Source organism: Cycloclasticus sp. P1, assembly GCF_000299965.1.
In the GTDB taxonomy this organism is placed as follows: domain Bacteria; phylum Pseudomonadota; class Gammaproteobacteria; order Methylococcales; family Cycloclasticaceae; genus Cycloclasticus; species Cycloclasticus pugetii.
Genome location: NC_018697.1, coordinates 857,696 through 884,329 on the forward strand (window position 1 = coordinate 857,696; position 26,634 = coordinate 884,329).

Consider the following 26,634-nt stretch of genomic DNA (forward strand, 5'->3'; position numbering starts at 1 on the left):
TAAACTGAACAAGTGAATATTTTACTGGTTGAAGACGATGCAGCATTGGCTAACGCCTTGGTAAAGACGCTGACACATGAAGGTTTTGTGGTTAATTATTTGAAGCATGGTCAACAGGCGATAAGCATCGTTAAAACTGAGCCAACGGATATTGTGATTTTAGACTTGGGCCTGCCCGATATGGATGGCTTGGATGTATTGCGGGCCATTAGGCAGCATACAGCGCAGTTGCCGGTACTTATTTTAACGGCTAGATCATCGATTGATGACAAGGTGTCGGGCTTGGATTTAGGGGCGGATGACTATTTAGCAAAACCATTTGAAGTGGATGAGCTGTTGGCGCGTTTAAGAGTTGTTGAACGCCGTTCTAGTAGCTCCAAACATGCAGGCCTTCAGATCGGCGACGTTGAATTAGACACGGCTTGTTATGGTTTATCGGTTGCCAACGAAGCGGTGGATATATCGCGTCGTGAGTTTACCTTGTTAAAGGCACTGATGGAAAATGCTGGGCGTGTTTTAACACGCGAAAGCCTGGAGTCAAAACTGTATAGCTGGAATGAAGAGGTGGCGAGTAATACGATAGAAGTTCATATTCATCATCTTAGAAAAAAGTTACCTAAAGGTTTTATCAAAACACTTCGAGGTGTTGGGTATATAGTGAAGCCAGCATGAGGTCAATTCGTACCTTTTTATTGTTAACACTGTTAGCGACTATTACCGCGGTGACGTTTTTATCGTTATTGCTAGGCTACCGCTCGAGTCTTGCTAAAACGGATGCTTTGTTTGATGAGCGACTTAAAAACTTAGCCAGCATTATTGTACATGCTAATCATGATCTCACGCCTAGGGTTGAAAAAACACTCGACCTTAAGCCTTCGGTTTTTTTTCAAATTTGGTCGCATGATGGCGTACTTATTGCGCGCTCCGGTAATGCGCCTGAACACCAAATGTTTAACAGTCAATTGTCGGAAGGCTTTCATGATGAAAACTACGCAGACTTTCGTTGGCGTACTTACATATTACAAGACAGGCTTTTTAAACGCTGGGTGATCACAGGGGAACGTATCGACTTACGTTATGAAATAGCCGATAAAATTGTATTATCTGCCATCAAACCAACAGTGATGGCTATCCCATTGGCCGCCTTTATTATTTGGTTAACGGTGGGTTTTGGTTTAAAGCCTTTACGTGAATTAACCACGCAACTCGGTGATAAGAAAGCGGATGATCTGTCTGCAATTTCGATTAAGCAACAACCCAAAGAGCTAGAGCAATTATGTATAACAACCAATGATTTACTACAGCGCTTAAATGATGCATTCGTACGTGAGCAGCAGTTTTCGGCGGATGCGGCGCATGAGTTGCGTACCCCTATTAGCTCCTTAAAAGTGCAGCTACACAACCTAATGTCTACTAAGGACATAACTGATGGCGATCTAGAACCGTTAAAAGAGGGAGTGGAACGAATGGGGCATGTGATTGAGCAGATACTGAGTTTATATCAACATTCACCCGATCAAGCTGCTCAGCAAATGGAACCGTTAAACTTAACTGATATTGCTAAGATGGTGATTGCCAACGAATACATGCAGTTTGAGTCAAAGCAGCAAAGAATAAGTTTGAATGCAGAGCCTGTATGCCTTATCAAAGGTAATGAATTTGCACTAGAGAGTTTATTGCAAAACTTAGTTCTTAATGCCAATAAATATACGCCAGCAAAGGGTGTTATTTCGGTAAATATTAAATCCAAAGACAATACTGTGATGCTTTGCGTAGAAGACTCTGGGCCAGGCATCGTAGAAGAAGATCGGGTACGTGTTTTTGAACGGTTTTATCGGGTGGGTGGAGATAGACATGCATCCGGTATATTAGGGTGTGGGCTTGGCTTAGCCATTGTGCAGCATATTTCTACTTTTCATGGGGCTAAGGTTGAACTGGCAGTATCAGCTGAATTAGGTGGTTTAAACGTGATGGTAGAATTTCCAGCTATTTAAGGGCATCTATGCGTATATTTATATTACTCATCATCTGCTTAATGTTGACAGTAACCCCACTTTTCGCGGCACCTACAGTTAATATTGTTATTCGTCATCACCTGTTTTACCCGTCCACGGTTGAAATTCCCGTCGATACCAAAGTAAAGCTGTTAATTGATAACCAAGACCAGACAGCAGAGGAGTTTGAGAGTTATGAGCTTAACCGTGAGAAAGTTATTCCAGGACATTCAAAAGGCGTTGTTTTTATAGGTCCATTACCAGCGGGTGAATACCCCTTTTTTGGTGAGTTTTTTCCTAAAACAGCTCAGGGCAAGGTCATTGTAAAGTAACGTTATGCTTATCAATTCAGTCATTATTATCTTACGGGAAGTATTTGAAGCAGCGCTTATAGTCAGTGTGCTGTTAGTGCTATCTCAGAAACTGCAATTACCGCGTCGTTACTTTCTTTCCTCTTTGGGCTTAGGTGGGGTGTTATCAATTTTTTATGCTCGTCATATTGCATCTATTTCGACGTTTTTTGATGGTGTTGGGCAAGAAATTTTGAATGCGTGCATGCACCTAATGACGTTTATTTGTTTGTTATTTTTAATTTTTTCAATGGGTAGGCGACCTTATTACAAAACAACTGTATGGGCGATTGCTGGGTGTTTATCGGCCACTTTAGTGGGCGAAGGGTCAGAAATAATCATTTATATTCAAGGTTTTATAGGTAATGAGCAGCTATTAGAAACAGTGCTTGCAGGCAGCTTTATTGGAGCTGGAGTTGGCTTCAGTGTGGGAGTGTTTATGTATTATTTAATGATCAATTTGCGTCCTAGGAAGGGGGTTGCTGTTTGCTTAGTTGCCTTGGTTCTAATCAGCGCGAGTATGACCACTCAAGCATTTCAATTGTTAATTCAGGCGGATATTTTGATCAGTCAATCACCATTATGGAACACCTCATCATGGGTGAGTGAGGGCTCTGTTATAGGGCAAATTTTATATGCCTTGCTTGGCTATGAATCAACGCCAACGCCTATTCAAGTTGGTGGGTATTTTATAAGTTTAATGCTTTCATCGGCCTTAGCTTTTAAGACGTTTAAAACCTTTAAGTGGGAAATGGGCGAGTGAGAACAATAAGCAGAACACTACAAGCCTGTTGTTTAGCACTTTTAGCCGTTCGTGTGGCAGCATCGGAATTTTCGGTAGATAAAGTGTATCACCCGTACGTCCAGCCTTTAGAAAGGGAGCTGGAATGGCGAATGTTATCAGGAGATGGGCAGCAACTTCACCGGCTTGGTATCGGTAAATCATTATCGGATAGCTTGTTCGTTGAGGGCTATCTTATTGCAGAAGATAACGATCGGCACTTTTCTTTAGAGGCCTTAGAGCTGGAAGTAAAATGGCAGTTAACTGAACAAGGTGAGTACGATGCTGACTGGGGTGTTTTATTTGAACTTGAGCATCAGCAGCATGATGATACTTGGGGCTTATCCAGTGGTCTTTTAATCGAAAAAGAGTGGGGGAAATGGGTGGGTGCCGCCAATTTTATTATTGAGTATGAGTGGGGGAATGAAATAAAGAATGAGCTTGAATCGTCGCTAGCTCTTCAGGCACGCTACCGGTATTCAGAAAAGTTAGAACCTGCCATTGAGTTTTATAGTAATGAAAATGGCCAGGCGGTAGGCCCTGTTGTAATGGGTGATATTCGCTTAGCTCATGCGAAAAAAATGCATTGGGAAGTAGGCTCCATATTTGGCTTAGGTTATAAAGGCCCTGATAGTACGTTGCGCGTATTAATAGAGTATGAGTATTAATGGAGAGGGATTAAGGTTTTCTACTTAACTGTAATTAGGGTTTCTTGATTGATTAAAGCGCCATGTAATGGTTGCTATGGGCACGTTATAAGAAAGTTGTTTAAGTTTCTTGATTATTAGTAAGGGTTTGCAGCAAGGTAAGAATGTCGCTTTTTAATGTAAGCAATGTCTGTATTTCATTACAAAAAATCTTGTGGAACTTTTGAGTATTATTTTTATCGTTTTCCCTCAATACAAGCTCAAGTTTTTTCGCTGCTGATTTTAATAAAGGTGTTCCACAATATGCTGCCGAACCGTGGATTTTATGGACTGCTTCTGCTGCATCCACTATGTTGTTTTGCCCAATCAGCTCTGAAATGTCTTCGCTTTGTTTGGGGAGTTCAGATAAAAACTTCTCAAGCATAATTAACATAAACGAATGGTCCGCATTCATGCTTTTTTTAGCTAAATGATAATCAAACGGTTGACTGTTAGAGGCTGAGTCGCCATTTGTAGTGGTTGATATAAAAGGCTGCGTATCAAAATCATGTTCGCTAAGTAATTGCTCAATTAAGGCGAAAAAGTGTACTTGGTTAATAGGTTTTATTAGGTACCCGTCAAATGAACTGATGTGGTGTGCCTTCTCTTCACCTGAGGTAATGTGTGCAGTAATAGCAATGGCGGGTGTTTTATAGTTAGGGTTTTGTGAGTGGTTACGTATTTCAAAAAGTGCCTCATTGCCCATTTTTAAAGGCATCCTTAAATCAAATAGCATCAGGTCATAGGGGTGCTTGAAGGCTAGTTCAATGGCTTGTTGGCCATCGTTAACACAGGTTACATTAGCGTGTTGTTTTTCTAATAAATGACTCAACAATAAACGATTAATTTCGTTGTCGTCTGCAACTAATATATTTAAAGAACTTAGGTCGGGCAGAGGGTGTTCAATCGCTATGGGTTTATTAATAGCTTGGTAGCTATCTTTCACCTGTGTAAAGGGTAGACTAAAGGTGAAATTAGAACCTTCGCCTAAGGTGCTTTTTACCTTAATGCTACCGTTAAGTGCGTTTAGCAGGCGTTTAGTAATTACTAAGCCAAGACCTGTTCCCTGATCGCTAGTAGCGCCATCAAGTTGAGAGTATTCTTGAAAAAGCTGTTTGAGGTTATGTCCACTGATGCCGATACCGTGATCAATGATGCTAATATCAATAACATCCTGCTTGTAAGGGTTCATTTTTAAGCGAACGATAACAGATGATTGGTGGCTGAACTTAATAGCATTGCTAAGTAGGTTAATAAGTATTTGGCCAAACTTGACGTGGTCTTGATTAATAACCACAGGGACATTGGCATCGTGCTGATAGTTAATACTGACGTGATTTTCCTTTGCTTGGGCAGATAAAAGCAAGATGGCATCTTGTATTGCTTTTTTCAGTTCAAAATTTGTTTTATGAATAAGTACTTTGCCAGATTCAAGCTGGGTAAAATCTAAGACTTCATTAATAATGGTTTGTAAATTTTTTGATGATAAATGAGACGCATTGACCAATTTCAGTTGCTCATCATCAAGAGGGGTTTGTTGAATGATTTCAAGAAAGCCGATAATGCCATTTAACGGAGTTCGTATTTCATGACTTATATGTGAAATAAACCGTGATTTTGCATCGGCGGATTTGAGGATTTCTTCTTGGGCAGAAAAAAGCTTGTCGTTTTGAGATCTTAACTCTTGCGTTGCTTCAAGGACCCTCTGTTTCAGAATCCGTTGGTGATTATTAATTTGCTGAGCCATTTCATGAACACCGCTCTCGAGTGTGGCAATTTCATCTTTGCTACTGATATTTGGGGTGTTAGGTGGTGGAGTATAGTTGCCTTTAGTAATGTTTTTTACATCACGTGTTAATTTTAGAATGGGACGACTAATTGTTGCGCTGAAGTATTTTGCAATAAGAGCGATCACCAATAGTAAAAATAAGGTGATGTAGATTGTGTTAGATAAAATATTATATTGCCGTTGTTGAATAGCCTCATATGAAAGCGTGAGTGTGACGTAACCAATGGTTTCATTTTTTTCAACCGGTAGGCCAACCAATAAGCTGTCAAATTCATCCGTGTTTTCAATTGATTTAAGTGTGATTGGTTGAACAATTTCTTTTGATGGGTTAGATAGTAATGAGGGTGTTGCAATATCACTGCTTGCATAGGAAAGAGCCGTTCCCGCACTGTCTGTAATTTTAATAGAGAGGATATCTGGCTCATTAACTACTGAACGGACAACTGCATCGAGCGCCGCTAAATTCCCAGAAAAGACACCATTAACACTGGATTTGGCTATTGAAAGACATAAGTTCTCATTCGTTTTATGCAATAAATCGTACATGTCATTTAAACGCGTTGAGGTTAGGTAGGTGGCTAATATAATGGCTACGATGGCTGCTGGCATAACGCCTAGGAGTAGCAGCTTATCTTGTAATTGAAACCTACTTATCAAACTCATTGCTGATTAATTGCGCTTGTAATGCTTTATCGTTAGGGAAATGTAGGTTTAAACTTTTTGCGACATTTCTATTGGAAATAACGCTGAAATATTTAGGGTAAACAATACTGTTTGCCAGAGGCTTCTTTGCGTCCTCTAGGGCGAAGATTGTTTCGGTTAAATGCTTAGCCAACTGCTCGAGGCTACTAACTGTTCCTGCAATAGCCCCGGCTCTTATAAAGCCTTTAGAGAAACCTATGATGGGTGTTCCATAACGGTAACTGGTTAGTAGGATTTGTGAAAGAGACGTGGCGTTATAAATATCGGTATCGGCTATTGCGAGAATGATGTCTGAAGATTGTGAAACACGATCTATTTGGGAATGTACATTTTTTGAATTACTAAGGTGTTCGTTAATGGTTAATTTTTTATCCGCGGCAATTTTCTTTAAGTGTGTTAGCTGATCTTTTGATTGATGAGTGACAATAACACCAATGTTTTTAAATAAAGGGCTAAGACGTTGTATTAAATTTAATTGTCTAGCTGGTGGCTGATCCAAGACAAAGAAAAAGTGATTGGGCCGAAGCTCTCGGCATGACGGTAAGCATGGGATGTTCTTTTTAGCATGTGATAATGTTGTTAAGGCGTGAAATGTTGTGGTTTGTATATTCAATTCCACGAGCTTTTTTATGGCTTTATTATCGAGATTAATCAGGATGTCGGGTGAGTCTTTTGTTAGCGTTTCGGTGCTTAATGAGCTGGTCGGTATGTTTCGTAATTGTATACTGGGGTCTTGAGATAGCTGGTTCGTAATAAGTGTTTTATAGCTGGTTTGATAATGGCTAGCGTTATCAGAAATGATAACCAAATTTTGTGCGAGTAAGGGTAGAGGCATCAGCAGTAAAGCCACTGCTAGATAGACACTATAAAATTTTCTGGGCTGATGGGTGTTAATCAGCACGCTATTTTATCCTTTGATGCATTTGGTTATTGGTGACCACGTATTGATGAAGAGGCTGCTTTTTATTGGATGCTAATGATGAGCTAAAACGGATTCCATTAGTTAGCTTTTTCGATAGTTTAAAGTACAGTCGAATATTAGCAATGGTTTGATACGTGGGGTTGCCTTTGGTGAGTAGTCTGTTCCTTTTTAGACGTTCTGCGAAAAATTGTTGCTTAACAACATAGGAGAATATGTTATGACTATGACTAAGTTTAATGCCGATAATTAGGCAGATAAGTTTGGCCATCAAAAAAGCATTAGAAGTTATAGTCCTCATGCTATTAATAGCCTAGCTAAGGAGCATTGCTGTGTGAGGCTATTTAAAATTAGGTAGAAGAAGAGTAATCGAGGGAACATTGAAAATAGGTATTGATTTTCAACATAAGGCACACAAATAAAGCCGACCAGTAATAAGCTGGTTAGTAAATACCTAGAGTTTTTTGTGCAACATTCCATGTCTTAACTTGTATTACTGTCGTCCTTTTAGTCATACCTATAGGTTAGTTCGACAAATGCTCGGTTATCGAGTTCAAATTCATTCAGGTAGTCTTTGTTTTTATCAAGAGCCAGTTGTAGGTTAAAGCTAAGGTCTATTTCTTGGCGTTGTGATAGGTTAAATGATTTTCCTGTATTAATATCTAAGCGCCTTAAGGGACCTTGCGGGTTACCCGAGTCTAAATACTCCATGCTACTAGTGTAGTAGAAAGCAATGCTAGCCCATAAATTGTTATCAAACGTATGGGAGGCCAAAATATTAAAAACATCTTTTGGTACAGAGCTGCGAATATTTTCAATATCATTGTGAGTGATTCTCCCAACATTGGTATGGTTGTATGCATACCCTAGGTGAACTAAGTTATTTGCATCGGGTCGATAGTTCAGTTCAATTTCATAGCCGTTTATATTTGCATAATGCAGGTTGTCGACTGTTTGAACTTTGGTGCCAAGGTCAGCGGTACCTATAGGGATGCCAAATAGTGACAGGGTCGCGTCAGTTGCTAGGCCCTTTGTGTCAATCAGGTTGTCGTACTCATTTCTAAATAACTTAAGGTCTACGGTGAGAGCATTATTAAAAAATAAACCATGGTAGCCTGCTTCGAGTGAGTCTACTGTTTCAGGGTCAAGCCCAGCTTTGGTTCGTAATAAAGGTTGATTCAATACCAGCCCTGGAGTGCTAATAGACTCTATTGATGCATCGGCATTTAAATTGTTCTCAAGCAAGACAGGGGCCCTGATGGCATGAGAGGCAGAAAACCTAATACTTTGTGAAGGTGTTAGCAGGTAGTTTACTGCCAACCGTGGTGACAGATCATCACCTGATAACTGAGAATGCTCCCAGAGTGCGCCCATGTTGATAATTAAATTATGCTCGGGGCGCCACTCAACATTGCTAAAGATGCGCTGAATAGAATTATCAAATTTCTGTGTCGAGCCTTGTAAAAGAGGCATATAGACACGATCGATTCTACTGCCAAGGCCCCAAGAAACGCGAACTTGATCATTAAAATGAAATTGATGCTCAAATTCCATATCATATCGATCAAAGTACTCGGTGAAGTCGAGACGACTAACGGAGCTCCCCAGAAAACCTAAACCTATATTGTTGGCATCAAAGAAAGTTGTAAATTTGTCTTTGTGTAGGTGTCTGGTATAGGAAGCTTGAGTAATAAACAGTTGATCATCAGGTGTTGAATGTTCCCATTTAGCATGAATTGAATGCTGCGAGTCATCAGTGTTTCTGGGCGGGTCAAAAGGATCTAATAAAGTGCCAGGTGTATGCGTTTCCTTTAAGGTATTAATGATACCGAAATTCAATTGCAAGCTATCGAGATGAGTAATTTGGTAATCCAATCGCCCGGTCAGCGAGTCATGACGGCTATCGTCATCATTATTGGCGTAGCCGTTATCATCAATGTGTGAAGCGGAGAGTCTAACGTCGATATCCCCAAAGGAATGGCTACCAGTTAGGAGCGTGCGTTGATAGCCCCTTTCACCGAGCGTGCTTTTAACTTGAAAATCATTCGTTTGCACCGCATGTGATGTGGTGATATTGATGACTGCTTGGAATGCATTCGAACCAAAGGATGAGCCGTTCGGACCACGGATAACTTCAATTCTTTCAATATCTTCCATCATGATAGGAAGATTTGACCAGTCAACACCACCAAAAAGGGGACTATAAACGGAGCGCCCATCAATTAATACTTGAACGCCTTGGGGGAATTCACCACTAAGCCCCTGATAAGCAACAACAGGTTCATTGCCACGAAAGTGAGCAACATGAAAGCCGGGTACTAATCTAAATAATTCGGGAATGGCTTTTGCCCCCGATAGTTTGATCAGTTGACGGTCAATGATGGTGATCGTTGCCGGTGCTTCGGTTTGTGGTTGTGCTAACCGAGTGGCAGATAAGACAATAGGAATCTCGGTATTAAAAAAAGATAAATCGTTTATCTCATTTGCAACGGCAAAAGGTGTGATGAAGGCAATATAAAAAGCGAATAAGAGATTTTTTCTAGCAAAAAGGGGGCTTTTAACTATCTTCATTAGGCAACTATTTTTTTATGTAATTTTTAAAAAAATTTTAGCATAAGTCGATGGCCTTAAGGACATAACTCAAAATTATTAGCTACGTCGTAAAGGTATGATAGTCTTCTGTGCCAATTTTTGTTTTAAAGAGAGTAAATGACTTACCCAACCATTGAAGATTTTGTTGGAAACACGCCGCTCGTCAGGTTACAGCGGATGGACTCAACAACAAATACTATTTTGTTGAAGCTTGAGGGTAATAACCCAGCAGGCTCTGTTAAAGATAGGCCTGCCATTAACATGATTCAACAAGCGGAGTTACGTGGTGATATTAAGCCTGGAGACCGTTTGATTGAAGCGACTAGCGGAAACACAGGCATCGCTTTGGCAATGGCTGCGGCTATTAAAGGCTACAAAATGACACTCATCATGCCAGATAACATGAGTGCAGAACGGCGTGCATCAATGAAGGCTTACGGGGCCGATATTGTTTTAACACCGGCCGCTGGCAGTATGGAGGCGGCGATCGATCTAGCAAGGCAGATGGAGCAGCAGGGCAAAGGCACGATTTTGGATCAATTTGCTAACCCAGATAACCCTTTATCGCACTATAACGGCACGGGACCTGAAATTTGGCGCGACACGTCAGGAGAGGTAACCCACTTTATTAGTTCAATGGGGACGACCGGAACGATTATGGGTACCTCAATGTACTTAAAAGAAAAAAATAATGATATTCAGGTGATTGGTGTTCAGCCGGAAGGTGATTCTAAAATTCCAGGAATCCGCCGTTGGCCTGAAGAGTATTTGCCAAAAATTTATGATCGTTCACGTGTTGACGACATTCTTGAAGTTAATCAGCAGCAAGCCGAACAGACAATGCGAGCCTTAGCGCAGCGAGAAGGCATTTTTTGTGGTGTCTCGTCTGGTGGGGCCACTCATGTTGCTTTAGAGCTTTCAAAGCGTTTAAGCCATGCAACAATTGTTGTTGTTATTTGTGACAGAGGTGACCGGTATATTTCGACAGGAGTTTTTCCGGATTAAATTTTGTTTAACGTTTAAAATGTAATGCTTATTTAACATAGAAAGATGGTTTTAAAAGCAACATGGCTAGACGTAGGAATAGAAGAAAGAACTTACCGCCTGAAACGGCAACAGCAACAATAGAATCGTTAGCCCACGATGGTCGCGGTGTGGCACATGTAGATGATAAGGCGGTTTTTATCGCAGGTGCGCTACCAGGCGAAGACGTTGTTTTTGAATACAGTAAAAAGAAAAAAGATTTTGCCGAAGGCCGTGTTACTGAGGTGTTAAAAGCATCTGACGACCGTGTTGAGCCGGGCTGCCAGCATTACAGTATTTGTGGTGGCTGTAGTTTTCAGCACCTTGATCCTGAGAAACAAATTCTTGCCAAGCAAGGCATTTTGCTCGATCAGTTTAAAAGCATAGCTAAACTCGAAGATGTTGAGTTATGGCCTGCGTTAACAGGGCCTTTTTGGGGTTATCGTCACCGGGCGCGTTTAGGCGTGAAAGATGTCGTAAAAAAAGGCCGAGTGCTGGTAGGGTTTAGAGAAAAAGCCAGCCCTTTTTTGGCTGAAATTGAAAAATGTGAGGTGTTACATCCCTCAGTTGGGCAACGCCTAATGGATTTGTCATCGTTGATTGGCAACTTATCGATTAAAGATAAAATTCCGCAGATCGAAGTGTCTATTTGCGATAGCCGAACAGCATTAGTTTTTAGAATTCTCGAGTCGTTAAGTGAAGAGGATATAGCGGTATTAAAACGTTTTGAAGTGTCTGCTGATGTAGATATTTATACCCAATCCAAAGGCCCAGATACCATTATCCCATTAAGCGGTGAAAAAGCACCGCTCAGTTACCAATTGCCGAATAATGTAAGTTTGTTCTTTGGCCCTAGCGACTTTGTTCAAGTTAATGTTGATATTAATCGCTCTATGATTAATAGAGCGCTAGAAACACTGGCGTTAAATGAAAATGATAACGTGCTTGATCTATTTTGTGGTTTAGGAAACTTTACGCTACCAATGGCTCGTGTGGCAGGTCATGTAACCGGTGTTGAAGGCAGTGATGAGCTGATTATACGGGCAAAACAAAATGCCGATAAGAATGGCTTGGACAACGTGGATTTTTATACCGCTAATTTAATGGAAGCTGTCGCTGAGGAACCTTGGACGAAGAAAAAATACAATAAAGTATTAATTGACCCACCTCGTTTAGGCGCAAAAGAAATCCTACCTTATTTGCCAAAGTGGGGCGCTGAACAGGTGCTTTATGTGTCTTGTAACCCATCTACGCTTGCACGTGATTCAGCTATTTTAGTGAATGAATTAGGCTATACATTAAAAAAGGCCGGTGTCATGGATATGTTTCCGCATACCTCGCATGTCGAATCGATCGCGTTATTTGAAAAATAAATGAATCGCCCTAAACTGAACATAATAATCAGTATTAGCGATCAGTTATTAGCGTTATATAACAGTGACCGATTGATTAAGTCCTATCCGGTATGCACCGCAAAAAATGGTGCCGGTGAACTGTTTGGCAGTGAGTGTACCCCACGAGGGAAACATATCATTCGCGCAAAAATAGGTGCTGGTCAGTTGTCAGGCAGTGTGTTTGTAGGTCGCCGTTTTACAGGTGAAATTTACCAACATGGCTTTGCAAAAAGCCAGCCGAATAGAGACTGGATATTGACTAGAATTTTGTGGCTGTCTGGTTTAGAAAAAGGCAAAAATCGTTTAGGTCAGGTTGATACGATGCGGCGTTATATTTATATTCATGGTGCACCTGATGAACTGGTGACCTCTACACCCTCGTCACATGGATGTATTCGAATGTTAAATACAGATGTTATTGAGCTTTTTGATCGGGTATCGGTTGGGTCTAGTGTGTTAATTAATGAATAGTTTATTGAGAAACAAACTCAGTAAAAAAGACAGCTTCTACGCCTTCTTTTTTAGCGTATTTTTTTAGTGTGGTGTTTAGAACTTGCACTGCTCGGTTTTGTAATTCTATTTTATCGCTGCCGCTGGAAATATTTTCCACATAATTATTGCTTAGCAATACAATAAGTGCGTGGCGAATAGCAGGGTTATGAGCCTCTATCGACTCTTTTATTTCATTGTTACGTAGTTGTAATTGAATACTGGTGCGCAAATAATGATTGTCGCCTAATAGGTTTACAGTGAACTGAGGTGTTAGCGGTAGATAGATGGCTTCTGCAGAAGTTTCCTCATTGGCAACAGTGAAGGGGGAAATAAACATAAGGCCTAAAAGTAAAGCAACAAAACGCATAACAGCTCCAAATAACGATGTGTTTGATTTAAGAAAATTATATTGATAAGGATAGACTAAAAAAATGAAATCGCCTATGCCCCTTGGGCCTTTAATGATTGATATTGACAGTGTGGAATTATCGGCCGTTGATCGAGAGGTTCTTAAACACCCTCTAGTGGGCGGTGTTATCCTTTTTTCAAGGAATTATGACAGTATTGAACAAGTCTCAGTGCTTTGTGATGAAATTCATCGTTTAAGAGCAGAGCCGTTGTTGCTAGCTGTTGATCACGAAGGTGGGCGAGTGCAGCGCTTTAAAGAGGGGTTTACCCCCATCCCTTGTATGCAAATGTTAGGTGAGTGCTATCAGGAAGATAAGGAAAATGCTCTCAATTATGCGCGGCAAGTGGCTTGGTTAATGGCAATGGAATTGAGGCAGGTGGGAGTTGATTTTAGTTTTGCACCAGTGCTGGATATTGATTACGCTTGCAGCGATGTTATAGGCGATCGTGCGTTTTCGAGTGATAAAAAAATCGTTGCTGAGGTGGCTGAAGCATTCCAGCAAGGGCTGGCTGAAGCAGGCATGGCAAGCATCGGTAAGCATTTTCCTGGGCATGGTGCAGTAGCACCTGATTCTCATGTTGCGATTCCAATTGATGAGCGTTCATTAGAAGACATTTTACAAGATGATGTGTACCCCTTTAGGCAGCTCATACAAGCAGGAATGAAAGGCATTATGCCGGCGCATGTTATTTATCAACAGGTTGATGAAATGCCAGCCGGTTTTTCTGAGTTTTGGTTGCAAACTATTTTGCGTCAGCAATTAGGCTTTCAAGGTGCTATATTCAGTGATGACCTGACCATGCAGGGTGCTAGTGTAGTTGGTGATATTGGGCAACGAGCGCAGCAGGCGTTAAAGGCGGGTGGCGATATGGCACTTATCTGTAATGATCGAACCGCAGCCGAACAGGTTATTGATCACTTAAATGGTGTTGAAATAAACACTAACTCTATCGAAAGGTTAAAAAAAATGCGACCGACAACAAGGCTTCCTGAAGGCCATCTTCAAGGTTCTTTAAAGTGGCAACAATGCCGAAAGATCATTGATGGGTTTAACTAAGCTGATGATGCCTTTAACAGAAATAGAGTGGGTAAAGAAAAACAGTACCTGTTTGTTGGATGGCGCAGCTGTAGAGCAGATGTACAATGCACTGGCCGTTGAAATTACTGAAGAATGTGGGGATAAGAACCCACTTATTCTTTGCGTTATGACCGGTGCAATTGTAGCCGTTGGTAGCTTAATACCTAAATTGGATTTCGCATTAGAAGTTGATTATATCCATGTGACACGTTACCACCGTGATCTGGTTGGGGGGCAACTTGAGTGGAAACAACTTCCCGCCACGCCGATACAAGGTCGAACAGTTATTATTGTTGATGATGTGTTGGATGAAGGTATCACAATGGCGCATATAAAAGCGTATTGCGAGGAACAAGGTGCTGTCTCTTGTTATACAGCTGTTTTAGTGGATAAAGATTTAAACAAGCAAAAGCCCTTGCGGGCTGATTTTGTTGGCTACCACAGTGGTAAGCAATATTTGTTTGGTTTAGGCATGGATTACAAAGGCTACCTAAGAAACATAAATGGTTTATATGCCTGCCCAGAAAATATTGAGGAACTAGTATGTCAAAGCTAGCGATTATTGGCGGCACTGGTTTAAGCAAACTTGTTAATTTGGAGCGTGTCCGTAAACGAGTGGTTAAAACCCCCTATGGTGAACCTTCATCACCGATCACTTTTGGTGAATTAAATGGCGTTGATATTGTGTTTATGGCACGTCATGGGTATGGTCATAATATTCCACCACACAGAATTAATTACCGGGCAAATATGTGGGCCTTGAAGGAAGTGGGTGTAACGGATGTTGTTGCAATCGCTGCTGTTGGCGGTATTAATCGATCAATGCCACCTGCGAGTCTTGTTCTGCCAGATCAGTTAATTGACTATACATGGGGGCGAGCCTCAACGTACTTTGAGGATGATCTAGAGCACGTTACTCACATAGATTTTACAACCCCGTATTCGGTGGAGCTGAGAAAAAAAATAAAGCGCGCAATGTATAAAGCGGAAATCGCTGTTTTCGACAAAGCTGTTTACGCTTGTATGCAAGGCCCAAGGTTAGAAACGGCAGCCGAAATAATAAAATTAGAGCGCGATGGTTGTGATTTAGTTGGTATGACAGGCATGCCTGAAGCAGCGTTAGCTAGAGAGTTGGCACTAAATTATGCCTGCTGTGCTTTGGTGGTTAATTGGGCGGCAGGTTTAGAAGGTGGTGAAATTAGTATGCGAGACATAGAAGGCCATGCAGAAGCGGGCATGATCAAAGTGGAGCATTTATTGAAAGTGCTGGTATATGAAATGAAAGTGGATGAATAACGTATAATTCTGTTGGTCTTAACGAAAAATCATAATCATGGATATAAAAAAGTTTTATAAAATAGACGATCAAAAAGTTAGTTTTACAAGGCAGCAAGCCAGCCTTTTTGCTAAATCAGTAGCTGGTGACTTTAACCCATTGCATGATGTTGAGACAAAACGATTTTGTGTACCAGGGGATTTATTATTTGCGGTAGCGTTAACGGAATTAGGTGTTAGCCAATCAATGCGTTTTAGCTTTGAAAGCATGGTGACTGAGCAAACGGTTGTTACTTTGCCTGAGAAGCTGAGTGAGCAGTTTATTTTGTCTGATCAAAATAATAAGTCGATGATGACGGTTCAGTGTTCTGGGGAACAGAGCAACAACGATAAGTTTATTTCGAGTTTGATTGAGAAATATGTTCAATTCTCAGGTCGAACATTTCCGGAAATACTCATCGATTTAATGCAAAAGAAAGGGGTGATGATTAACCCTGCTCGGCCATTAATTATTTATAAAGATATGGTCATTGAAATTCATTCGTTTCTAGAAGGCTCATTGGATCTCGAGTTTTCTGGTGCGTCGATGCGTGTTGATGGTAAAAAAGGCAGTGTGAAGCTTGAATTTAATTTGTTTGTGGATGGTCAAGCCATAGGGCATGGTACAAAAGATATGGTGGTCAGCGGTTTGAGGCCTTTTGAACAATCGGCGATTGACAGCATTGTAGATGAATATAATGCGGTTAAATTAGCCTATGTGAGCTAGCTGTATCAGTTAACTTTTGTTGAAATGGGTTAATTAGGCGAGTCAATTTTTTTCACAATAGCCAAAACACCAAAACGCGGATGATCAAAATAGTGTGACTCATCCGTTTTTATTCGCCGAGTTTCTGTTAATCGGTATAAGGTAACAGGTTCATGAAAGCGTTGTGAAAGATTGGTTTGAGTTATCGCTAACGAGTTCATCTCACTCAACTGCAAATCAATGTCTAGGTGTAAAAACCGTCCACGGTGAAAAGTAAGTGTCCCCTCAAGTTGTAAAGGCCCAGTTTGGTGGCTAATTTGTACAGGCTTCCGCTCGCCTTTTTGTTGAAGTGGTTGAACCCACCCCGCATGAGCGATGGGTGTATATGAGGATAGCTTTTCTAACCGATTATAAACGCCGTAAAGTTGTTGTTGGTTGGGTGCTAAAGGCTTAAAGGCTGTATTGCTAGATACATTGCTCAGCCTGATGGCATTGTCAGGTATTTTGAAGGCTGCGCTTGTCCAAGGCTCTAACGTTTGGTTACTCAATGATTTGTTTTCGAAAATGAGGTACTCAATACTGTACCAAGTGCTTGACTGAGATGAGCTTTCATTGTCGGCAAACGCCTGAATGTTGTATGAAAGCACAATAAGAATTAAAGCATATGAAAATAATCGTGTTGCTGTCATGTTTATTACTTGCTCAATGCGATAGAGTTAATGAGGTCGAGTATAAACTCAACTTTCTCTTCAGTGGTATTAAGTTTTTTACTAAAACGTAATTTTTGAGGTCCATCCAATTTAAAAATTTGTGGTTGTGTTTGGATCAATTCAATTATTTTTGCAGGGTCTATCGATGGGGCATTTGAAAATATTAATCGCCCATTGGATTTGGCAAAATCAATTTTATCAATACCAATACGTTTAGCCTGTTGTTTTATCTCGCTGATACCAAAGAGGCATTTTGTGCTGTCTGGTAGAAGGCCAAAACGATCTATCATCTCGACTTGTAAGTCCCTTAGTTCTTCTGCATCATCTGCACTAGCAATTCGTTTGTACAACACAAGACGTGTGTGAACGTCCGGTAAATAATCATCGGGGATTAATGCGCTGGCAGACAGGTCTATTTCTGGTCCTGTTTCGATACGTTCTTCAAGTTCTGGTTGCTTACCTGATTTTATTGCGGCTACTGCGTTATCCAGTAACTCGGTATATAAGGTAAAGCCAATTTCTTGGATTTCCCCACTTTGGTTGTCGCCCAGTAACTCACCCGCACCACGAATCTCCATATCGTGCGTTGATAAGGTAAAGCCAGCACCTAGGTCGGCACTGCTTTGGATTGCATCAATACGTTTTTTTGCATCTTTAGTCATAACACCTTCGGGCGGTACGATCATGTATGCGTATGCACGATGATGAGAGCGGCCAACCCGACCTCTTAATTGATGCAATTGAGATAAACCGAGTTTATCGGCGCGGTTAATAATAATGGTATTGGCATTGGGTAAATCAATACCATTTTCGATAATCGTCGTAGACACCAGTACGTTAAATCGAGCGTGATAAAAGTCGAGCATGATATGCTCTAATTCGCTTTCACGCATTTGCCCGTGTGCTTTTCGAATGTTGGCGTCGGGTACTAGTTCTTCAATGTCACGAATAACCCTATCCATTGTAGCAATGTCGTTATGAAGAACGAACAGTTGACCGCCGCGTCTTATCTCACGTTGGCAGGCCTCTTGAATCAGTCCACTATTCCATTCAGATACAAAGGTTTCGATAGCATGTCTATTCGGTGGTGGTGTTGCAATGATGGAAATATCGCGTAATCCAGACATGGCTTGATTAAGTGTTCTGGGTATTGGGGTAGCGGTGAGTGTAAGCATGTCCACTTCAGAGCGCATGGATTTTAAATATTCCTTATGGCGCACGCCAAAGCGTTGTTCTTCATCAATAATCACTAAACCAAGGTTTTTGTAGGTTAATGATTTTTGTAATAATTTATGGGTGCCAATAAGAATATCAACTTTCCCTTCGGCGGTATCAGCAATAATTTGATTTTGCTTTTTGCTGCTGACAAACCGTGAAAGTACTTCAATGCGAATGGGCCAATCGGCAAAACGGTCGGAAAAATTCTGATAATGCTGTTGAGCAAGTAAGGTGGTTGGCACTAAAACGGCAGTTTGGTAGTGATTATTGGCACAGGTGAAGGCCGCGCGCATAGCCACTTCTGTTTTACCAAACCCCACATCACCACAAACAACACGGTCCATTGGTTTAGCCAGGCTCATGTCATGTAGTGTTTGTTCAATAGCGGTTGCTTGATCTTCGGTTTCTTCGAACGGAAATGCACGGGCAAAGTTATCGTACTCGGTTGATTCAGTAACCATTGGGCGGCCAGGTTTGGCGGCGCGTCGAGCATGGATGTCTAATAATTCTGCGGCGACATCGCGTGCACGTTTCAGTGCTTTTTTGCGTGCTTTTTCCCACTGATCACTACCCAATCGATGTAATGGGGCGCTATCCCCTTGGGTGCCCATGTATCGACCAATTAAATTAAGCGATGAAACAGGCACATAGAGTTTATCGCTATTGGCATATTCTAAGGTTAAAAATTCGGTTTCAATCTCGTCTACAACTAAGTGCTTTAAGCCGATGTATCGACCAACACCATGTTCTTGGTGAACAACAGGGGAGCCGATTTCAAGGTCGGCTAAGCTGTTAAATACATTTTCAAGTCGTTGGTTAGAGGAGGACCGTCTGCGTCTACGTTGTTGAACACGTGTGCCTAATAGGTTGTTTTCCGTAATGATGCTGACGGTAGAGGAGCTAAGGCCTTCATCTATCGGTGCAACGACAATGCAGGGGGATACATCGTTTTGAACAAACGTCGCCCAATCTTCAACGAGGGTAGGGCGTACATTTAGTTTTTGTAGTTGCTGACGCATTGATTCACGATGCCCCGCAGACTCCGCAACAAACAAAGTTTTATGTTTTTGTTTGTTTAATAAGTCTAATAAAGGGTGTGCCGGGTCATTTTTATCGGTATTGATTAAGGCTGTTTTTTCTGTTTCATGGATGTCACTTTGTAATGAAGCAGAGGGGTAATTGGCCATTCTTTGTTGCAGGCTCTCTAAGTCGTGAAACAGTAATTCTGGGCGCAATGCCGGGCGATCTATATCACGTTGCCTGTGTTGAAATCGCTCAATGACCTGTGTGGCAAATGTTTCTCCAGCAGCTAAGATATCACCGTGCAAGATGAGAGTGGCCTTCGGGATGTAATCAAAAAATGATTCGGTATGTTCTACAAATAAGGGCAAATAGTTTTCTATACCATTAGGGATATTACCTTTAGAGACTTGTTGATATAAGGTGTTCTTATCAGACACATTTGGGAACTGGTCTCTAAATTGTTGGCGGAAAAGTTGAATGCTTTTGTCATTAATAGGGAATTCTCTTGCGGGAAATAGTTGAATGGAGTCAACTTTATCAATGGAGCGTTGGGTTTCGGTGTCAAACGTACGGATGGACTCTACTTCATCATCAAACAAATCAATTCTATAGGGCTTTTTGCTGCCCATTGGGAACATGTCTAAAATAGCTCCTCGAACGGAGTATTCACCATATTCATGAACAGAGTGCACGTTCTGGTAGCCTAATTTGTCTAGATTTAGGCAGGTTTTTTCAATATTGAATTGTTGACCTGTTGAGAGTGAAAAGCACTCATTTAAAAGTTGATCACGTGGCGCTAACCGTTGTAGTAAGCAAGCGGTGGTGACAATGAGTATGCCTTTATTTAGGCTTTGCAGTTTGTATAAAGTCGCTAGCCTTTCAGAAATAATTTCGCCTAGAGGAGAAAAGCTATCATAAGGTAAGACTTCCCAGTCTGGAAAATAAATAACCGGCAAAGGCGTGGTTAGAAAAAAAGGAACTTCTCGTTCTAATCTCAGTGCCGATTGGGTATCTGAACAAATAACCACCAGTAATTGCTCCGACTCCATTCCTGCGTTTGCGATGGTTAAGGCATCAGAGCATCCTTCGAATTTTCCCCAAGAAATGGATTGTGTGGATTTTGTAGGTAGGTTTGGCATAGCTGAGTAGACGTAAAAAATGGAAAAAATAAAAGAATTATTTTCTCATAAACAAAACAAGGGGTGTATTTCATTTGGCTTAAATAAAGCGCTAAGTGGAAATAGTTAGGTTGACTGGTTGAGGCAGTGCCTTTTGATCATGCCAGCCAGTTAGTGGATGGTTAGCTCGTGTGTAATGTATAGAGTAGGGCTGTGTGTCTAATAAGAATAAGGGTTGTTATTGAGCACCTTAATCTAAAGCAAAGACGGTGAGACCACAGTGGTTATATGCTTTATGAAGGTTTTCTCGTACAGGTATAAAGTCAAATTACAATATAGGTAATTGATTTGTAACTGACTTTAGTCTTTGCCGATTATTTTAAAGTGCTTTTTTTGGCTTGTTAACAACACTATGAATAACAAGGTTGTGTTCAAAATAAACAGAAAATTTGACATATTGCCATCGGGTAATCGGTGGTTCGCCAACAGTAGGGTATATTCTTATGGGGTTGCCAAATTGAGAGATCACGGTATCCATTGATTGCCCATTTTTGGGTCTCAATAAGCCGGCTGGCGTGTTCGCTGGTTCCTTGTTAATCACGTCAATAAGTAAAACGTCAGCATGAGTGATCAATGGTGTGAAACAAAAAATGCTGGCTAAAATGATTTTTTTAAACGTCATGTTGATATCCCTATATGTTTTCCAGCATTAATATATCACCTCTTGATGAAATGTTGATAATTCTCTAGACAGTAAGTTAGGTTTACAAATTAAATATATGATCTAATTCGCACCTATGTTTAAACCACTCGAAATTTTTATTGGCCTGCGTTATACACGAGCAAAACAACGTTCGGGGTTTATATCGTTTATTAGCATGACATCTATGCTGGGTGTCGCGCTAGGTGTGATGGCGCTAATTACAGTACTATCGGTGATGAACGGGTTTGAGGCGCAATTACGTGAAAAGATTTTAGGGATGGCGTCCCATGTCACCATTTCTGAATACTACAATGCATTGCAAGACTGGCAAGTCTTAGGTGATACATTAAGTGAAACTGATGATGTGGCTGGCTGGGCACCATTTGTAAGAGCGGAAGTAATGTTAAGTGCTAATCAACGAGTCAGCGGCAGCTTGTTAAGGGGTGTGTTACCCGGGCAAGAAGATGAAGTGTCTGATATTAACCAGAAAATGGTTGAAGGTCGTTTGGAATTATTAAAACCAAAGGAGTTTGGTATAGTCCTTGGGTCGGAATTAGCTCGTTATTTACGTGTGGGTGTGGGTGATAAAGTGACTGTCATCACACCACAAGTTACACCGACGCCAGCAGGTATATTGCCTAGATTGCGTCGCTTTACGGTTGTCGGTGAGTTTGAAGTGGGCATGTATGAGTACGATCGAAATTTAGCCTTTATTCATCTTGATGATGGTTCAAAACTGTTACGTTTAAACAAAGGCGTGACAGGGGTTAGGGTGAAGTTGCATGACCTGTTTCAAGCGCCTGTTGTAACCGGCAAAATTGCGCAAACACTGACACCGAATTACAGTATTTCTAATTGGACGATGGAACACAGTAATTTCTTTAAGGCGATTAAAACTGAAAAGCGCGTGATGTTTATCATATTGATGTTAATTGTCGCTGTTGCGGCATTTAATATTGTGTCGACGTTAGTAATGGTCGTCACGGATAAACAGTCTGAAATTGCCATTTTAAGAACACTGGGGTTAACACCTCGCTCTGTGATGGGTGTGTTTATGGTTCAAGGTACATTAATTGGCCTGATTGGCACCCTTGTTGGCGTGGCTGCAGGTGTTGGTTTGGCGTTAAATGTTGAAATGATCGTGCATACCATTGAGCAATTCTTTCATGTTCAGTTCTTACCCGCTGATATCTATTACATTAGTGAGTTACCGTCAAAATTAGTTTGGTCGGATGTGACCACCATAGCGACGTATTCATTTTTATTATCTTTTGTTTCAACGCTTTACCCTGCTTGGCAGGCGTCACGAGTGAACCCTGCGGAGGCATTACGGTATGAATAATGACGTTTTTTTAAGTTGTTCAGGACTGACCAAAACGTTTGGTGAAAAAGACCTGATTGTACCTGTGCTCAAAGGGATTGATTTAAGCCTAAAGCAGGGCGATCGAGTTGCTATTATGGGGTCGTCCGGTTCGGGTAAAAGCACCTTGTTGCATTTGTTAGGGGGGCTAGATCAACCGACCTCAGGTGAAGTGATGATGAATGGCGTAAACCTGACCACACTCACAGAAGTGGAGCGTTCATCATTAAGAAATAAATGTTTAGGGTTCGTGTATCAGTTTCATCATTTGCTGGCAGAGTTTAGTGCCTTGGAAAATGTGGCGATGCCTTTGTTGATAGGTGGCGAGAGTGTTGCACTTGCCCAAGAAAAAGCAGACGAGATGCTCAAGCAGGTAGGCTTAGAAAGTAGGATAAAGCACCGTTATGGTGAATTGTCTGGTGGTGAACGGCAGCGTGTTGCTATTGCGCGTGCGTTAGTTACACAACCAGCTTGTGTCTTGGCAGATGAGCCAACGGGTAATTTGGATAAAAAAACAGCCGAGCAAATTTATGAATTAATGTTGGAGTTGAATCAACGCCTCAATATTAGTTTGCTGTTAGTGACACATGATCATGAGTTAGCAAATAAAATGGATAGGGTTTTAACGCTTGATGATGGAATGCTTACGAGCTAACCATTTTTTGATAACAGCAAGTCTCCAAATAATACGAGCAAGAACATAGCCGACGGCAGATGTTGCAGAACCCAATATAAAACAACCAAGTAAAAAAGGCTTCCAGCTAGCCCCCAAAGTGTCGAGAATAAAGGCTACTGAAAATGAAAATTCATGGGCCTCTATTGGGACTTCCATAAGGGTCGCACCAACCGAGTATGCGGCATAAAAAAGAGGGGGCATGGTGACCGGGTTACTGACCCAAACGGTGGCAACAGAAACCGGTAGGTTAACCTGTAAAAAAATGGCTGCCGCTGCGGCAATTAACATTTGTGTGGGTAAGGGAATAAAAGCAATAAATAGACCTGTCGCAATCGCCCCTGCAAAAGAGCGGCGGTTAAGGTGCCACAAGTTTTGATTATGTAATAAGCTACCAAAGACCTTTAGGTGTTTGTGTTCCTTTATCGATGTATTGTTGGGGAAGTATTTTTTAATGAATCTTTTTGGCATGTGACGATAAAAACAGCTTAAATTTAAGATACCTTTGTTTGATTGGGCTTAATAATCAAGGGTGGAAAAGTCATAACGATGGGTGCTTGTGAGTTGACCAAGCAAGCCAAGTGTAGCAGAGCATGGATGCGGCTAAATGAATAAATTTCAACAAATGACGTTGTTTTTTTGCATAGGCATTTTACCGGTGCAATTGTTAATCGCCTTACCACCAATATACATTTTAATTTTAGCCTTTTTTGTTGCATTAGGGGTATATAAGTGGGCCAAATGGTTGAGTTTTTTATTGTTTGGTTTTGTTATGGCTACTGGGTACGCTGCTTGGATAAACAATAATGGTTTGCCAAGAGACTTAGAGTCTAAAGAAGTACTGATAAGTGGCCAAGTCATTGGCCTGCCAATACAAACCGATCGCTCAACTGGCTTTTTGTTTAAGGTGGATAAGGTGCTAAGCCCTGCTAATATCGTTGCCTTCCCAACAAAAATTAGACTCAATTGGTATAACCTAGATAAACAAGTGCGCTCTGCTGAAAGGTGGCAGTTATTAGTAAAGCTAAAAAGACCGCATGGGTTGATAAATCCACATGGGTTTGATTTTGAAAAATGGCTATTTCAGCAACAAATAGGAGCAACCGGTTATGTTCGAAAAAGCACTAACAATCAACGGATGGGTGAAGCTTCTCGTTGGGCTATTAGTTACTGGCGAGAATCGTTAAAAAAATATTTAGAGGAGGCGCTTAATGAGCAACAACAGGCCGGTATTATCAATGCCTTAGTGTTGGGCGATAGGCAATCTATTACGCCTGGTGAGTGGCGCGTTTTTCGGCAAACTGGGACTTCCCATTTGATGGCTATCTCGGGTTTGCATATTGGTTTGGTAAGTGCTTTATTTTTTGGCGTTGTTAGCTGGTTTGTACTTAGACTGCCAACTCTACGTGGGAGCGCGACTCGCTGTGCGATTATTGTAAGCATAGCAGCAGCAACTGGGTATGCAGCGTTGGCGGGGTTCTCTATTCCAACGCAAAGAGCTCTCATTATGTTGGTGGTGATAATGGGAGGTGTTTTTTGGCAACGACATTACAATCCTTTCCATGTGATTTCAATGGCTTTGCTGGCGGTGTTAATTTACGACCCTTTGGCGCCTATGTCGGTTGGTTTTTGGTTGTCGTTTTGCGCGGTTTTTATCATTCTGCATGCTGTGGTAGGGTGTATGGAAAAAGTTGGTTTTATAAAACAGTTATTGTATGCCCAGTGGTGGGTGTCGATTGGTTTGATGCCATTGGTGCTGTATTTTTTTCATGAAGTTTCATTGGTTGCGCCGTTGGCTAATATTGTTGCCATACCGTTTGTAAGTTTTGCTATTGTTCCAATGTTAATTATTGCGTTGTTAATCGCATTGATAGCCCCATCTGCAGGTGCTTATGCCTTAAAGTTTTCAGCGTTGTTAATAGATGTTTTATGGCAGTTTTTAGAGGCTCTCGCTTCAGTAGACTATTCAACCTTAATGATGCCGGAGGTATCCATTTTTGCCTGTATTACCGCAATGGTGGGTGTTGTGTTTTTATTGATGCCTAAAGGTTTTATTCCTAAGCCTTTAGTATGTGTTCTTTTTTTGCCGGTGTTGTTTCCAATACATGAGAAAAGTTTAGCTTATGGCGAGTTTAAGCTGGTTTTACTGGATGTGGGTCAGGGTTTATCGGCGGTTGTTCATAGCGCAGATAATACCTTGGTATTTGACACAGGCGCTAAATATAGCGAAAAGAGCGATTTGGCATCTCGAGTTCTTGTTCCATATTTGAATTCGGTTAGAACAAAACAAATAAAACAATTAATTATTAGCCATGGGGATAATGATCACGCAGGTGGCGCGCAAACCGTTTTAAATACCTTTGATGTTAATCGCCTTTATACCAGTGTTCCTGAACTATTTAAGGGGTATAACCCTTTGCCTTGTGAAAATACTATCAGTTGGCATTTGAATGGTGTTTTATTTGAATTTATAAACCCTTCTGCGGATAACTTATTTGAAGGGAATAATGCATCTTGCGTGTTAAAGGTCAGTTCAGTAAATGGCAGCGTTTTATTAACTGGCGATATCGAAAAAAGCGCGGAATATTCATTGTTGCAATATAAAGGGCATCAATTGAAAGCAGATGTAATGATTGCCCCTCATCATGGTAGTACTACATCTTCTAGTGAAAAATTTATAAAGGCTGTTGATCCTGATGTTGTTTTGTTTCCAGTTGGTTATAAAAACCGGTTTGGGTTTCCAAAGCAGGAGGTTATCGAGCGATATGAAAAACAAGGTAGTCGTCGATTAGATACGGCTCGTCATGGTGCAATTATAGTACGTTTCTACAATCATCAAGGTCCTCGAATAGAAAGTGTTAGAGAGCAAACGGCTAAGTTTTGGAATTGGAGACATTAAAAAATTTTAACGGGTTGTAAAGGTGAATAGAGTTTAAAAATACAGTAATATGACAGCGTAATTAAATTATTGAAAATTGAGGGTGCTGTGCTAGAAATTTTGATGTCAGGTGGTTGGTTAATGGTTCCAATTATTGCGTGTTCAATTGTTTCATTGGCGATAATTGGTGAACGTTTCTGGTCATTAAATAGTGAGAAAATACTCCCGCGTGAACTGGTTTCTTCTGTATGGTCTTTACATAAGGCTAACCAGTTGGATAACAGCAAAGTGAGAAGCCTCTCGAATAGCTCACCCCTTGGTCGTGTCTTAGCGGCGGGCATTATTAATCAATCTCATGGCCGCGAAATTATGCGTGAAAGCATAGAAGAAGTAGGGCGCCAAGTAGCACACGAGCTTGAAAGGTATTTAAACTCTCTTGGTACAATTGCGTCAATTACACCCTTATTAGGCCTATTAGGCACCGTTATCGGGATGATTAATGTTTTTGCTGCTATTACAGCAAATGGTGTGGGGGACCCTACTGTATTGGCGGGGGGTATTTCTCAAGCATTAATCACAACGGCTTCGGGGATGTCTGTGGCGATTCCTTCATTAATGTTTTATCGCTATTTTAGGGGTAAGGTTGATGAGTTGGTGATAAAAATGGAAAGTGAGGCGCTTAAGTTGGTTGAAATGATGCACGGGGAACGTGAGTAAACCAG

Annotated in this window: 24 protein-coding genes; 16 read left to right on the forward strand and 8 right to left on the reverse strand. The window is 41.1% G+C overall.

Annotation, left to right across the window (positions count from 1 at the left end; translation table 11 throughout):
* The first annotated feature begins 12 nt into the window (after nt 1–12).
* From Q91_RS04140 to Q91_RS04160, 5 genes are read left to right on the forward strand one after another with little or no spacing between them, the layout of a single operon-like run.
* Entirely contained in the window at nt 13–672 is a 660-nt protein-coding gene (locus tag Q91_RS04140; RefSeq protein WP_015005630.1) for a response regulator, read from the forward strand.
* A complete protein-coding gene (locus tag Q91_RS04145; protein WP_015005631.1) occupies nt 669–1,994 on the forward strand; it encodes an ATP-binding protein in 1,326 nt (441 codons plus the stop codon). Before Q91_RS04140 ends, Q91_RS04145 begins: the two co-directional genes overlap by 4 nt.
* Before the next feature lie 8 nt (nt 1,995–2,002).
* The gene (locus Q91_RS04150) at nt 2,003–2,326 is read left to right on the forward strand and encodes a cupredoxin domain-containing protein (protein WP_015005632.1); all 324 of its coding nucleotides are present in this window, start codon (nt 2,003–2,005) and stop codon (nt 2,324–2,326) included.
* A 4-nt stretch (nt 2,327–2,330) separates the two neighbouring features.
* Entirely contained in the window at nt 2,331–3,107 is a 777-nt protein-coding gene (locus tag Q91_RS04155; RefSeq protein WP_015005633.1) for an FTR1 family protein, read from the forward strand.
* On the forward strand, nt 3,104–3,793 hold the full coding sequence (locus Q91_RS04160; protein ID WP_083856987.1) for a hypothetical protein: 690 nt from the start codon (nt 3,104–3,106) through the stop codon (nt 3,791–3,793). Before Q91_RS04155 ends, Q91_RS04160 begins: the two co-directional genes overlap by 4 nt.
* Nucleotides 3,794–3,893: 100 nt before the next feature.
* On the opposite strand, the gene Q91_RS04165 is transcribed toward Q91_RS04160, so the two are convergent.
* From Q91_RS04165 to Q91_RS04180, 3 genes are all read right to left on the reverse strand, one after another.
* Entirely contained in the window at nt 3,894–6,263 is a 2,370-nt protein-coding gene (locus Q91_RS04165; RefSeq protein ID WP_041230488.1) for an ATP-binding protein, read from the reverse strand.
* Nucleotides 6,247–7,203, reverse strand: coding sequence for an ABC transporter substrate-binding protein (locus Q91_RS04170; protein WP_015005636.1), 957 nt, complete (start codon nt 7,201–7,203; stop codon nt 6,247–6,249). Before Q91_RS04170 ends, Q91_RS04165 begins: the two co-directional genes overlap by 17 nt.
* Before the next feature lie 525 nt (nt 7,204–7,728).
* On the reverse strand, nt 7,729–9,792 hold the full coding sequence (locus Q91_RS04180; RefSeq protein ID WP_015005637.1) for a TonB-dependent siderophore receptor: 2,064 nt from the start codon (nt 9,790–9,792) through the stop codon (nt 7,729–7,731).
* A gap of 138 nt (nt 9,793–9,930) precedes the next feature.
* Between Q91_RS04180 and cysM the strand changes: the two genes are divergently transcribed.
* The 3 genes from cysM (at nt 9,931) to Q91_RS04195 (ending at nt 12,701) form a co-directional block, all read left to right on the forward strand.
* Complete coding sequence (gene cysM, locus Q91_RS04185; RefSeq protein WP_015005638.1) at nt 9,931–10,818, forward strand: cysteine synthase CysM; 888 nt, start codon at nt 9,931–9,933, stop codon at nt 10,816–10,818.
* A 62-nt stretch (nt 10,819–10,880) separates the two neighbouring features.
* Complete coding sequence (rlmD, locus tag Q91_RS04190) at nt 10,881–12,209, forward strand: 23S rRNA (uracil(1939)-C(5))-methyltransferase RlmD (protein WP_015005639.1); 1,329 nt, start codon at nt 10,881–10,883, stop codon at nt 12,207–12,209.
* Nucleotides 12,210–12,701, forward strand: a complete 492-nt coding sequence (locus Q91_RS04195) for a L,D-transpeptidase (protein WP_015005640.1) — start codon at nt 12,210–12,212, stop codon at nt 12,699–12,701.
* 1 nt (nt 12,702) lies between these two features.
* Here the strand turns inward: Q91_RS04195 and fliL are convergent, their stop codons facing one another.
* On the reverse strand, nt 12,703–13,089 hold the full coding sequence (fliL, locus tag Q91_RS04200) for a flagellar basal body-associated protein FliL (RefSeq protein WP_015005641.1): 387 nt from the start codon (nt 13,087–13,089) through the stop codon (nt 12,703–12,705).
* 64 nt (nt 13,090–13,153) lie between these two features.
* Here fliL and nagZ point away from each other — a divergent pair, with 64 nt between their 5' ends.
* From nagZ to Q91_RS04220, 4 genes are read left to right on the forward strand one after another with little or no spacing between them, the layout of a single operon-like run.
* Nucleotides 13,154–14,188, forward strand: a complete 1,035-nt coding sequence (gene nagZ / locus Q91_RS04205; protein ID WP_015005642.1) for a beta-N-acetylhexosaminidase — start codon at nt 13,154–13,156, stop codon at nt 14,186–14,188.
* Complete coding sequence (locus tag Q91_RS04210; protein WP_015005643.1) at nt 14,175–14,765, forward strand: hypoxanthine-guanine phosphoribosyltransferase; 591 nt, start codon at nt 14,175–14,177, stop codon at nt 14,763–14,765. Before nagZ ends, Q91_RS04210 begins: the two co-directional genes overlap by 14 nt.
* Complete coding sequence (locus Q91_RS04215) at nt 14,753–15,505, forward strand: S-methyl-5'-thioinosine phosphorylase (RefSeq protein ID WP_015005644.1); 753 nt, start codon at nt 14,753–14,755, stop codon at nt 15,503–15,505. Before Q91_RS04210 ends, Q91_RS04215 begins: the two co-directional genes overlap by 13 nt.
* A 37-nt stretch (nt 15,506–15,542) precedes the next feature.
* The gene (locus tag Q91_RS04220; RefSeq protein WP_015005645.1) at nt 15,543–16,250 is read left to right on the forward strand and encodes a DUF3581 family protein; all 708 of its coding nucleotides are present in this window, start codon (nt 15,543–15,545) and stop codon (nt 16,248–16,250) included.
* A 29-nt stretch (nt 16,251–16,279) separates the two neighbouring features.
* On the opposite strand, the gene Q91_RS04225 is transcribed toward Q91_RS04220, so the two are convergent.
* The 3 genes from Q91_RS04225 to Q91_RS04235 form a co-directional block, all read right to left on the reverse strand.
* Nucleotides 16,280–16,918: a CsiV family protein gene (locus Q91_RS04225; protein ID WP_015005646.1), complete on the reverse strand. Its 639-nt coding sequence runs from the start codon at nt 16,916–16,918 to the stop codon at nt 16,280–16,282.
* A gap of 5 nt (nt 16,919–16,923) precedes the next feature.
* Complete coding sequence (gene mfd / locus Q91_RS04230; RefSeq protein ID WP_083856988.1) at nt 16,924–20,319, reverse strand: transcription-repair coupling factor; 3,396 nt, start codon at nt 20,317–20,319, stop codon at nt 16,924–16,926.
* A 358-nt stretch (nt 20,320–20,677) separates the two neighbouring features.
* Complete coding sequence (locus tag Q91_RS04235; protein WP_015005648.1) at nt 20,678–20,980, reverse strand: hypothetical protein; 303 nt, start codon at nt 20,978–20,980, stop codon at nt 20,678–20,680.
* A gap of 115 nt (nt 20,981–21,095) precedes the next feature.
* On the opposite strand from Q91_RS04235, the gene Q91_RS04240 reads away from it, so the two are divergent.
* On the forward strand, nt 21,096–22,343 hold the full coding sequence (locus tag Q91_RS04240; protein WP_015005649.1) for a lipoprotein-releasing ABC transporter permease subunit: 1,248 nt from the start codon (nt 21,096–21,098) through the stop codon (nt 22,341–22,343).
* Nucleotides 22,336–23,016, forward strand: coding sequence for a lipoprotein-releasing ABC transporter ATP-binding protein LolD (gene lolD, locus Q91_RS04245; protein WP_015005650.1), 681 nt, complete (start codon nt 22,336–22,338; stop codon nt 23,014–23,016). Before Q91_RS04240 ends, lolD begins: the two co-directional genes overlap by 8 nt.
* Here lolD and Q91_RS04250 read toward each other — a convergent pair.
* Complete coding sequence (locus Q91_RS04250) at nt 22,984–23,505, reverse strand: DUF2062 domain-containing protein (RefSeq protein ID WP_015005651.1); 522 nt, start codon at nt 23,503–23,505, stop codon at nt 22,984–22,986. The genes lolD and Q91_RS04250 overlap by 33 nt on opposite strands.
* Before the next feature lie 136 nt (nt 23,506–23,641).
* On the opposite strand from Q91_RS04250, the gene Q91_RS04255 reads away from it, so the two are divergent.
* Nucleotides 23,642–25,933, forward strand: a complete 2,292-nt coding sequence (locus tag Q91_RS04255; protein ID WP_015005652.1) for a DNA internalization-related competence protein ComEC/Rec2 — start codon at nt 23,642–23,644, stop codon at nt 25,931–25,933.
* Between the two features lie 87 nt (nt 25,934–26,020).
* Nucleotides 26,021–26,629, forward strand: coding sequence for a MotA/TolQ/ExbB proton channel family protein (locus Q91_RS04260; RefSeq protein WP_026362587.1), 609 nt, complete (start codon nt 26,021–26,023; stop codon nt 26,627–26,629).
* Nucleotides 26,630–26,634 lie beyond the last annotated feature (5 nt).